The following is an 11118-nucleotide window of genomic DNA, read 5'->3' as shown; positions in this document are numbered from 1 at the left end:
CTCTCTGCCAGCTCTCTGCCAGCTCTCTGCCAGCTCTCTGCCAGCTCTCTGCCAGCTCTCTGCCAGCTCTCTGCCAGCTCTCTGCCAGCTCTCTGCCAGCTCTCTGCCAGCTCTCTGCCAGCTTGAGCAGCTTGAGGGTTTCCAGGTTTTCAGGACATGGCAGGGCCGCTTTTCGCGGCCTAGAAGTCGTCCGGGAAATGGAGCCGCAGGAAGGCGATGCAGGCCTCGTGCCCGCGCTTGCGCATTTCCGCCATCGTCCCGCCGCCCAGCGTGCTTTCGATCCACAGGCCCGAGATTAGGGCGTTCAGCGACATGGCCACCTGTGCCGCGTCGACCTTCAGGCCCCGGTCATCTGCCAACTGCTTCAGGTCTTCTTCCACCATTTGGTTGAAGTGGTCGCGCAGCACGGCACAGCGGTCGCGATAGGATGGCACGCGCACCGCTTCGGCCCAGAAGGCCAGCCACAGAGCGATCAGTGTGCGCCCCCCCGCTTTGCCGCTGAAATCGACGTCGATCATGCTGCGCACCCGGTCGGCCGGGCCGGCCGCTGTCAGGCGCAGTTGGTCCAGATAGGTCTCGTATTCCGCGGCCGCATGATCCAGCGCAGCGAAAATGATCCCTTCCTTCGACTGGAAGTGGAACGACACCACGCCGAAGGAACAGTTCGCCTCGCGCGCGATGGAATTCACCGTGACCCCGGTCAGCCCCTTTTCCGCGATAACCTTGACCGCCGCCTCCAGCAGCGACCGGCGGCGTTCGATCACCTGATCCTCGCGCCGGGCCGGCTTGCGGGCGGTCTTCTGCTGGGTGTCCGGGCCGGTAATCGAAGGATCCTTTCGGGCGCAAGTGCGGGGCGGAGTGTGTGAAAGACGGGACCCGCTGTCAACGAGGATCGAGGGAGAATTTGATTGATCGAACAATCAGAATTCTGCTACCCAGGGAACAGGACAGGCCATCTGACCCGAAGGGCGCCGCGTGAAGGGTGCGCGCCCGGGTCCGCGTGGCCGGAAAGCCGACCACAGACGGAGACGAGTGAGATGGTGGAAAAAGCAGCCACAAGCGTCCGGGACGCGATGCGGGATCACGTGGTGGTGCCCTCGCAGGACATGACGAACCTGGGGCGGACCGCGCAGCCGGTGCTGACCCACGCCGAAGGAATCTACGTCCACACCGAGGACGGGCGGAAGCTGATCGATGGACCCGCGGGCATGTGGTGCGCGCAGGTGGGTTACGGGCGCAAGGAAATTGCCGAGGCGATGGCCGAACAGGCGATGACGCTTCCTTACGTGTCGCCCTGGTACTGGGCCGCGAGCCCCGCGGCGCGGCTGGCGCAGAAGATTGCCGGCATGACGCCCGGCGACCTGAACCGGATCTTCTTCACCACCGGCGGGTCGACTGCCGTGGACACGGCGGTGCGGTTCACGGAATTCTTCAACAATGTGCTGGGCCGGCCGGAAAAGAAGAAGATCATCGCCCGGATCGACGGCTATCATGGGTCCACGTCGCTGTCGGCGGCGCTGACGGGGCGGCGGGACAACTGGTCGAACTTCGATGTGGCGACGGACCGGGTGTCGTTCCTGTCCAGTCCCAATCCGCGCCATGCCGGGAACCGGACCCAAGCCGAGTTCCTGGACGATCTGGTGAAGGAATTCGAGGACCGGATCGCGACGCTGGGCGCCGATACCATCGCGGCTTTCATCGCCGAACCGATCCTGGCCTCGGGCGGGGTGATCATCCCGCCGGAAGGCTATCACGCGCGGTTCAAGGCGATCTGCGAGAAGCACGACATCCTCTATATCTCGGACGAGGTGGTGACGGGCTTCGGCCGCTGCGGGGAATGGTTTGCGTCGGAAAAGGTCTTTGGCGTGGTGCCGGACATCATCACCTTCGCGAAGGGCGTGACATCCGGCTATGTCCCCTTGGGCGGCGTTGCGATTTCCGAGGCGGTTCTGGCGCGGGTTTCGGGCGAGAACGCCAAGGACAGCTGGTTCAACAACGGCTACACCTATTCGAACCAGCCGGTGGCCTGCGCCGCGGCACTGGCGAATATCGACATCATGGAGCGCGAAGGCATCGTCGACCACGCGCGCGAGATGGCGGGGCATTTCGCCGCCGGCCTGCAATCGCTGGCGGACCTGCCGGGGGTGGCCGACGTGCGGTCCGTCGGTCTGGTAGGCTGTGTCCAGTGCCAGCTGAACGCCGACCGGGTCGATGCCACGGCCGAGGACAAGGCCTTTGCCCGGCTGGTCGACGAGCGCTGTTTCCAGCTGGGCCTGATCGTGCGGCCGATGGGGACCCTCTGCGTGATTTCCCCGCCGCTGGTGATCACGAAAGAGCAGATTGACGAGATCGTGGCGATCCTGCGTCAGGCGATCACCGATGCCGGAGCGAAATACGGCCTGAGCAGGGTGGCCGAACCGGTCGAGGGCTAGAGGCCCTTTGGCCCGCCCCCGACGACAGGGGCGGGCCGAAATTCAGCTGCGGAACACGCGATAGATCGCGGGGATCACCAGCACGGTCAGCAGCGTCGAACTCAAGAGCCCGAACAGAAGCGAGATCGCGAGACCCTGGAAAATCGGGTCGGCCAGGATCACGACGGCACCGATCATGGCTGCGACGGCGGTCAGCAGGATCGGCTTGAACCGGATCGACCCGGCCTCGATCAGGATGTCGGTCATGGACCGGCCATCGGCATCCGCATGGCGGATAAAGTCCACCAGCAGGATCGAGTTGCGGACGATGATCCCTGCCAAGGCGATGAAGCCGATCATCGAGGGGGCAGAGAAGGGGGCCGAGAACAGCCAGTGCCCGATCATGATCCCAAGGAAGGTCAGCGGCACCGGTGTCAGGATCACCAGCGGCAGGCGGAACGATCCGAACTGCGCCACCACCAGGATGTAGATCCCCAGCAGCGCCACCGCGAAGGCCGCGCCCATGTCGCGGAAGGTGACCACCGTCACCTCCCATTCGCCGTCCCACAGGAGCGAGACGTCGCGCTCGTCCTCGGGTTGGCCCATCATGCGGATTTCGGGCCCGCCGTCGGGCCAGTCCATTGCGTCGATCTGGTCGGCCACGGCCAGCATACCGTAAAGCGGCGCCTCGTAATCGCCGGCCAGTTCGGCCATCACCATTTCGACCGCGTGGCCATTGTGGCGGAAGATCGGGAAGGAAGACGTCTCCTCCAGGATTTCCACCACGTCGCCCAGCTCCACGACTCCCCGGGCGCCGGGCAGCACATTGGCGGGGATCGGCGTCGACAGGAACCGTTCGTCGACGACCCGGTCGGACTTGTCCCGTTCCACCACGATCGGGATCGGATAGCGCCCGTCGCCGCGGTGGGAATAGCCCACGGTCCGGCCCCGGTTCAGGATGTCCAGCGTGGCGAAGACGTCCGATTCCTGCACGCCGTGGAATTCCAGCTGGTCCGAGGAGATGGTGGCCCGCAGCCGCCGCGCCTCTGTCCCGAAGCCGTTGTCCACATCGACGACGTAAGGCACGGCCTCGAACGCCTGCTGGATCTTCTCCGCCGCTTCCCGCCGGGTGGCGGCGTCGGGTCCATAGACCTCGGCCAGCAGTGTCGCGATCACGGGCGGCCCGGGGGGCGGTTCGACGGTCTTCAGGCTGGTGCCGTCGGGGCGTGGCAGGTCGGCCAGGCGCTGGCGGATCTCCAGCGCGATCTCGTGGCTGGTCCGGTCCCGCTCGCCCTTGGGCGACAGGTTCACCTGCACGTCGCCAAGGTTCGGTTCTGCCCGCAGGTAATAGTGGCGCACCAGCCCGTTGAAGTTGAAGGGCGCGGCATCGCCGGCATGTGTCTGGACCGACATCACCTCCGGAATGTCCAGCACCAGGCGGGCCACGTCCTGCGCCAGGGCATCTGTGTCCTCGGTCGAGGCGCCTTCGGGCAGGTCGATCACGACCGCCAGTTCCGACTTGTTGTCGAAGGGCAGGAGTTTCACCGTCACGTCGCGGGTATAGAGCATCCCCAGCGAGCCGAAGGACAGGACCACCGTGACGACCAGAAACAGCAGGCTGGTCCCCTTGCTGGACAGGATCGGCCGGGCGACAGCGGCGTAGACGCGGCCCAGGGCACCGCCCGCGGCGCCGTGTGCATCATGGTGGACCGGGGCGCGGCCGGCGACCTTGGCCATCATCCAGGGCGTGATGATCACGGCCACGAAGAAGGAAAACAGCATCGCGGCAGAGGCGATGGCGGGAATGGGGCTCATGTAGGGCCCCATCAGCCCGGATACGAAAAGCATCGGCAGCAGCGCCGCGACCACGGTCAGGGTGGCGACGATGGTGGGGTTGCCGACCTCTGCCACAGCGCGGATCGCCTTGGCGACGCGGGACGCATCGTCGGGCATGGCCCAGTGGCGGGCGATGTTTTCGATCACCACGATGGCGTCGTCGACCAGGATCCCGATGGAGAAGATCAGCGCGAAGAGCGACACCCGGTTCAGCGTGTAGCCCATGATCCACGCGGCAAAGAGCGTCAGCAGGATCGTCACCGGGATGACCACCGCAACGACGATGCTTTCCCGCCAGCCGATGGCCAAGAGCACCAGCCCGACGATGGACAGGGTCGCAAGGCCCAGGTGGAACAGCAGTTCGTTGGCCTTTTCGTCCGCGGTTTCGCCATAGTCGCGGGTGACCACGACCTGCACCGCCTCGGGTATCAGTTGGCCTTCCAGTGCGTGGGTCCGGTGCAGGACCTGTTCGGCCACCGTCACCGCGTTGGCACCTGCGCGTTTGGCAATGGCCAGCGTCACGGCCGGACGGCGGTCGATGCCGTCGTCCCCGCGTTCCAGGTGCGAGACGATGTTGTCTGCCGTGTTGGGAACATAGGATATCCCGGCCACGTCGCGGACATAGACCGGGCGGCCGTCGCGGGTGGTCAGAAGCAGGTTGCCGATTTCGTCAGGGGTGCCCAGCGTCTGGCCGGCGACAAGCGCGATTTCTTGTCCCCCGTCGCGGACCAGACCGGTGGAAAACGCCTTGTTCGCACCTTCGACCTTGCCCGCCAGTTGCTGCAGCGTCACGCCGTAAAGCGCCAGCTTTTCGGGGTCGGGTGCGATGCGGATCGCGTCCTGCGCCTCGCCCACGATATAGGTCAGGCCGACATCGTCGATCTTGGACAGTTCGACCTGCAATTCGCGGGCGATCCGGGTCAGGTCGCCGGCGCTGATGTCGCCGGCTTCGGGTTTCGGCGTCAGCGTCAGGGCCACGATGGCCACGTCGTCGATGCCGCGGCCCACGATCAGGGGTTCGGCGATCCCTACCGGGATCCGGTCCATGTTGGCGCGGACCTTGTCGTGGACCCGCAGGATGGCCAGGTCGGCCTCTGTCCCCACAAGGAAGCGGGCGGTGACCATGGCATAGTCGTCGCGGGTCTGCGAATAGACATGTTCGACCCCGTTGATGCCCTTGACGATGGTCTCCATCGGTTCGGTCACCAGCTTCACCGCGTCCTCGGCCCGAAGGCCCGGCGCCTGGATGTGGATGTCGACCAGCGGGACCGAGATCTGGGGCTCTTCCTCGCGCGGAAGGCTGATCAGGGCGACAAGGCCCATGGCCAGGGCGGCCAGGATCATCAGCGGGGTCAGTGCCGATGTGATGAAGGTGCGGGTCAGCCGGCCTGCGATGCCAAGGCTTTGGTCTGCGGGATCACTCATGACGGCCTGCCAGGACCATGCCGGCTGTCAGACCGGTCAGAACCTCGACCATGGCGGTGCCGTCGATATCATGGGACTGGCCCAGCACGACGACGCGGTCCACCGGTGCGCCGTCCGCACCTTGGACGGTCACGAAGTCGAGCCCCATCCGCGTTTCGACCGCCGCCGCCGGGATCACCAGCGCCTGCGTCTGCCCGACAGGCAGGCGCACGGGCACGCGGGCGTCGACGAAATCGGTGGGCAGGCCGTCGACCTCGACATCCGCGATCACGCGGCCGCTTTCGATCTGCGGATAGATCTTGACCAGTTTGCCCGACCGTTCACCTTCCGCCTCGACCAGCCGGATCTCTCCGCCTTCGGTCAGGGCTGCGGCGTGTCGTTCCGGGATCGCCAGCCGCAGGAAGAAGCCGCCGCCGCCGATCTGGGCGATCTGTTCGCCCTGCAGCACGACCGACCCGGTGGTCACGGGCACCGACAGGACCGTGCCCGCGATGGGCGCGATCACGGCGCCTTCGGCCTGGCGCTGGATCAGCACGTCGCGGTCCGCCACGGTGGCGTCGCGGCGGCCCTGCAGGACACGCAGTTCGGTCCGCAACTGGTCCAGCGCCTGGGTCGTGGTCACGCCGCGCTGCAACAGGTTTTCGCCCCGCGCCAGTTCGGTTTCCGCGTTCTCCAGCTGCGAGTCCAGCGCCCTCAGCTGTGCGTCGACAGCGTGCAGTTGCAGGTCCAGCTTCTCGTCGGTGACATGGGCGATCTGCTGACCCGCCGTCACGCGCGAGCCTTCGGTGACCGTCACCTCGTCCAGCGTGCCGCCGATCCGGGCGCGGGCCGGATACAGGTCGCGCGTCTCGATCTGGCCGAAGACCGATTTCCAGACGGTCAGCGGCACGGATTGCACTGTTTCCTGCGCCAGGGCGGGGGACAGGAAAAGCCCGGTGCCCCACAGCGTGGCGACGAAGGCAAGGCGAAGGGTCGACGGTTTCACGGGCACTGTCCTCATGGCATCGTCCAGACGGTCGGGTGCCGTCTTGGTGGGCGGGTTGCCCTTTCATATACAATTATGTGAATGTATGTGAAGGGGCAAACCGGATTCTACCCTGCATGGTGCGGCGAAGAAGTCCGCATTGCCAGTGGTTGAGGGTCGCAGGGCGTCAAATACGGCCCAGTCGGTTTTCGTCGTCGATAACCGATAGCGCTCCGTCCCAGCGCCAAAGCACCAGGTTCAGGTTCCGGCCGGTCGTGCCATGGGCAAAGCTGCGGACCAACAGGCCGGCATAGCCTTCGGCGATCAGGGCCGTGGCCAGGCCCTGGGTCGGCACCGGGCGCCCGTCCAGCATCGCGGATCGCCATCCGGGATCGGCGAGTGTCGCGGGCGTCAGCCCCCGCGCCGCCAGCGCCCGGAAGTCACGGCTGTCGAAGAGGGGGCCCAGGTCGGCCCGGTAGGACACCAGCACCGTGGGCTGCAGGTCGCCGACCTGGTTGGCCTCCCGCAAGGCGGTCGCGGGATCCAGCGCAGTATAAAGCGTTTCGATACCCTTCGGATTGAACCGCCCGCCATAGCGCGCGGCCCCTGCGCCCGACAGGGGCGTCCGGGCATAGACCGGGTTCAGCGCGCGATAAAGGGGGCCGCGATAGTGCCCGTCGGCCAGCGGCATCAGGCGTAGACGCCGGCATCCAACGCGTCGATATAGTCCAGCACCTGCTGCGCCTTGCCGTCCTGGACCAGCGTCATCGCCGTGCGCCCGTCGAAGCCTGCCAGCGGTTCCGACCGGAACCAGGCATAGGCCATCAGGTCGGATCCGAAGCGCGGCTGGACCTTGTTCAGCACCTCGACCAGTTCCCGCAGGCGCCGCTGGGTCTTGTCCGAGCGGATCCGTGCCCTGCGCTGCACGGCGTCCTTGCCAAGGCCCACCGTCATCGCGACCTCTTCGGAGGAGGTGCGCAGAACGGCCGCGATCTTGCGCGGCTCGAAAAGTCCGTCTTCGGCGAATTGTGCAATGGGCATGCGTGTGCTCCGGTGATGCTGACGTAACATGGCGTCAATCTGGCCGGAATTCAAGGGTGGCAGGGCCCGCAAGGGCCGCTCACACACGGGTCACAAAGGGATCACACGGCGATCAGACAGCGATGTCCGTGCCTTGAAGCTTGGCGATTTCGGCGAACATCGGCTCTCCCGCTTCCAGGATTTCCTTGCGGATGGCCTGCTCGGCCGCGTCGGCATCGCCCCGGGCCACGGCATCGATGATCACGTGATGTTCGTCGCCCCGGGTCCTGCCATTGCCCGACCGGTAATAGGCCGCGATCAGCGGGCCCATCTGCAGCCACAGCCGTTGCAGGGTGGCACGCAGCAGCTCCATCCCGCCGATCTCGGCCAGCGAGAAATGGAACTGCTGGTTCAGCAGCACCGCGCGGGACCAGTCGTCGGCGTCGATGGCGCGGTGCATCTCGTGATCGATCTGCCGCATCCGGGTCACGTCGGCGGGCCCGGCCCGCAGCGCGCATTCCCGCGCCGCCAGTCCTTCCAGCCTGACCCGCATCGCCCGGATTTCCTCGTATCGGGAAACCGACAGGATCGGCACCCGCACGTCGCGGGGCGAACGTTGTTCCAGCGCACCGTCCTGGATCAACCGCAGAAGCGCGTCGCGCACCGGGGTTACGCTGGTTCCCAGCGAGTCCGCCAGGTCGCGAATCGTCAGCCGGTGGTCCGGCGGAAACCGTCCCTGGATCAGCGCCTCGGACAGCCGGGCATAGACGCCGTCGCCCAGATTTTCGCGTTTCATGGTCCCAAGACCGAACTTCTCGCCCATCGGTCGAGGTGCCTCGTTGACAACAAATGACATGATGCATCATGCAACATACATCTCATTTGGAAAGGCGCGAATTTGCGACGCGCCGGACCGGCAGGAAGGAAACCCGATGAACGTCATCCCGAACTCGATCGAAGGCCGCGACGCGCGCTTTCACATGCACCCCTACACCAACGCCCGCGACCTGCAGGAAAAAGGCGCCCTGATCATGGAGCGGGGCGACGGGATCCACGTCTACGACGGGACCGGCAAGGAATACATCGAGGCGATGGCTGGCCTGTGGTGCACCGCTCTGGGCTTTTCCGAACAGCGTCTGGTCGACGCGGCCATCAAGCAGATGCAGCAGCTGCCCTACTACCACACCTTCTCGGGTCGCGGTCACGGACCGGCGGGCGAGCTGGCGGAAAAGCTGGTGGGCATGGCGCCGGTGCCGATGTCCAAGGCTTTCTTCACCAACTCGGGGTCGGAAGCAAACGACACCATCGTCAAGATGCTGTGGTATCGCGCGAACGCGATGGGCCAGCCGGAACGCAAGAAGATCATCAGCCGCCTGCGCGGCTATCACGGGATCACCACGGTTGCGGCCAGCATGACCGGCCTGCCGATGAACCACAATTCCTTCAGCCTGCCGCTGCCGGGCTTCCTGCACACCGGCAGCCCGCACTACTGGCGCGATTGCCAGGAGGGCGAGACCGAGGAGGCCTTTGTCGCCCGCCGCGCGGCCGAGCTGGAAGAGATGATCCTGGCCGAAGGCCCGGAAACCATCGCGGCCTTCATCGGCGAGCCGGTGCTGGGTGCCGGCGGTGTCGTCGTGCCGCCCAAGGGCTATTGGCAGGCGATCCAGGCCGTTCTGGACAAGTACGAGATCCTGCTGATCGCGGACGAGGTCATCTGCGGCTTCGGCCGGACCGGCAAGATGTTCGGCACCGAAACCTTCGGCATGCGCCCCGACATCATGACGCTGTCGAAGCAGATCACCTCGGCCTACCAGCCGTTCTCCGCCATCCTGATCAATGACCGCGTGTTCGAGCCGATCGCCGACGAATCCAACCGTCTGGGCGCCTTCGGGCATGGTTTCACCGGCGGCGGTCATCCGGTCGGCGCGGCCGTGGCGCTGGAAAACCTGCGCATCATCGAGGAAGAGGGCCTGGTCGAGCACGCGGCCAAGGTCGGTGCCTACATGCAGGCGGGCCTGGCCAAGCTGACCTCGCACCCGCTGGTCGGCGAACATCGCGGTGTGGGCCTGATCGCAGGCCTGGAACTGGTCACCGACAAGGCGGCCAAGAAGGCACTGGACAAGCCCGGCGCCCTGGGTGCCGCGGCCTCGACCAACCTGCTGGAACTGGGCGTCGTGTCCCGGGCAATGGGCGACACGCTGGGCTTCTGCCCGCCGCTGATCATCACCGAGGCACAGGTCGACACGCTGCTGGGCCGCGTGGCCACCGCGCTGGACCAGACGCAGAAGCAACTGGGCCTGTAGGCCCCGTCCGGAAAATGGCCGTGCCGCGGGTGTTCCGCGGCCGGCCGGACCGGCGGCACCTCAGGCGCCGCTGGTCGCGTTGACCCGGGCGATCAGCTTTTCGCCGGTTTCCTTCCGTTCGGAATAGCGATCCGTCAGATGCTCGCGGATGTCGCGGGTCAGCAGGGTGAACTTCACCAGCTCCTCCATCACGTCGACGATCCGGTCATAGAAGGACGAGGGTTTCATCCGTCCGTCCTCGTCGAACTGCTGGAAGGCCTTCGGGATGGAAGACTGGTTCGGGATCGTCAGGCAGCGCATCCAGCGGCCCAGAAGGCGCAGCTGGTTCACCGCGTTGAAGGATTGCGATCCGCCGCAGACCTGCATTACCGCCAGCGTCTTGCCTTGGGTCGGCCGCACTGCGCCCAGCGACAGCGGGATCCAGTCGATCTGCGCCTTCATGATGCCGGTCATCGACCCGTGCCGTTCCGGCGTCGACCAGACCATCCCGTCGCACCATCGCACCAGGTCACGCAGGTCCGCCACCTTGGGGTGATCGGCGGTCGCATCGTCGGGCAGGGGTAGGCCCGACGGGTTGAAGATCCGCGTCTCGGCCCCCAGCCGCTGCAGGATCCGCGCGGCCTCTTCCGCGGCGAAGCGCGAAAAGCTGCGTTCGCGGAGCGAGCCGTAAAGCAGAAGGATCTTAGGCGGATCGGTGCGCCGTTCGGCGGGGAACAGGGCCGACAGGTCCGGCTGGCGGAAATGGTCGTCGTCCAGGGCGGGCATCGTGGGCAGGTCGGTCACTCGCAGCATTCCTTGTTGTCGTTCATCAGGTCGGCCAGCAGCGGCGCGCAGAGTTCGGCGCGCCCGCCACAGCATTTTTCCAGCAGGAAGGACAGCATGCCCTGCATCCCTTCCATGTCGGCGAAGTAGCGGACCGTCCGGCCTTCGCGGACGTTCCGGACCAGCCCCGCATGCAGCAGCACCGACAGGTTGGCGGACATCGTGTTTTGGCGGACCCCCAGCGCCTCGGCGATCTCTCCCGCGGGCAGGCCTTCGGGCCCGGCGGCGACCAGCAGGCGGAAGACGTCGATCCGGGTGTCCTGCGCCAGCGCGGACAGAGCCGATATGGTCTGTAATTTATCCATAGTTCTTGATCTATTGATTTATTGGCCCGTGT

10 protein-coding genes are annotated in these 11118 nt (G+C 65.9%); 2 read left to right on the top strand and 8 right to left on the bottom strand.

Features of this window, described 5'->3' with window-relative positions; translation table 11 throughout:
• Positions 1-179 precede the first annotated feature (179 nt).
• Entirely contained in the window at positions 180-764 is a 585-nt protein-coding gene (locus FQK05_RS21070; RefSeq protein WP_233270615.1) for a TetR family transcriptional regulator C-terminal domain-containing protein, read from the bottom strand.
• 273 nt (positions 765-1037) lie between these two features.
• On the opposite strand from FQK05_RS21070, the gene FQK05_RS21065 reads away from it, so the two are divergent.
• Entirely contained in the window at positions 1038-2432 is a 1395-nt protein-coding gene (locus tag FQK05_RS21065) for an aminotransferase (RefSeq protein ID WP_158970613.1), read from the top strand.
• Between the two features lie 42 nt (positions 2433-2474).
• Here FQK05_RS21065 and FQK05_RS21060 read toward each other — a convergent pair whose 3' ends face one another.
• From FQK05_RS21060 to FQK05_RS21040, 5 genes are all read right to left on the bottom strand, one after another.
• Positions 2475-5672 carry an efflux RND transporter permease subunit gene (locus FQK05_RS21060; protein WP_158970611.1) on the bottom strand — a complete coding sequence of 1066 codons (3198 nt, stop codon included), beginning with the start codon at positions 5670-5672 and terminating at the stop codon, positions 2475-2477.
• Complete coding sequence (locus FQK05_RS21055) at positions 5665-6618, bottom strand: efflux RND transporter periplasmic adaptor subunit (protein WP_407644514.1); 954 nt, start codon at positions 6616-6618, stop codon at positions 5665-5667. Before FQK05_RS21055 ends, FQK05_RS21060 begins: the two co-directional genes overlap by 8 nt.
• Positions 6619-6823: 205 nt before the next feature.
• Complete coding sequence (locus FQK05_RS21050) at positions 6824-7327, bottom strand: RES family NAD+ phosphorylase (RefSeq protein WP_158970607.1); 504 nt, start codon at positions 7325-7327, stop codon at positions 6824-6826.
• On the bottom strand, positions 7327-7677 hold the full coding sequence (locus FQK05_RS21045; RefSeq protein ID WP_158970605.1) for an MbcA/ParS/Xre antitoxin family protein: 351 nt from the start codon (positions 7675-7677) through the stop codon (positions 7327-7329). The genes FQK05_RS21050 and FQK05_RS21045 overlap by 1 nt, the downstream gene beginning before the upstream one ends.
• A gap of 112 nt (positions 7678-7789) precedes the next feature.
• Positions 7790-8512 carry a GntR family transcriptional regulator gene (locus FQK05_RS21040; protein WP_199252730.1) on the bottom strand — a complete coding sequence of 241 codons (723 nt, stop codon included), beginning with the start codon at positions 8510-8512 and terminating at the stop codon, positions 7790-7792.
• A gap of 76 nt (positions 8513-8588) precedes the next feature.
• On the opposite strand from FQK05_RS21040, the gene FQK05_RS21035 reads away from it, so the two are divergent.
• Positions 8589-9959 carry an aspartate aminotransferase family protein gene (locus FQK05_RS21035; protein ID WP_158970603.1) on the top strand — a complete coding sequence of 457 codons (1371 nt, stop codon included), beginning with the start codon at positions 8589-8591 and terminating at the stop codon, positions 9957-9959.
• 60 nt (positions 9960-10019) lie between these two features.
• Here the strand turns inward: FQK05_RS21035 and arsH are convergent, their stop codons facing one another.
• Positions 10020-10724, bottom strand: coding sequence for an arsenical resistance protein ArsH (gene arsH / locus FQK05_RS21030; RefSeq protein WP_158970624.1), 705 nt, complete (start codon positions 10722-10724; stop codon positions 10020-10022).
• Between the two features lie 14 nt (positions 10725-10738).
• A complete protein-coding gene (locus FQK05_RS21025; RefSeq protein WP_158970601.1) occupies positions 10739-11086 on the bottom strand; it encodes an ArsR/SmtB family transcription factor in 348 nt (115 codons plus the stop codon).
• Positions 11087-11118 lie beyond the last annotated feature (32 nt).

It is taken from the genome of Chachezhania sediminis (assembly GCF_009765275.1).
In the GTDB taxonomy this organism is placed as follows: Bacteria; Pseudomonadota; Alphaproteobacteria; order Rhodobacterales; family Rhodobacteraceae; genus Chachezhania; species Chachezhania sediminis.
The sequence above is the reverse complement of the archived record's forward strand: the minus strand, read 5'-3'. Positions and strand labels throughout refer to the sequence as shown.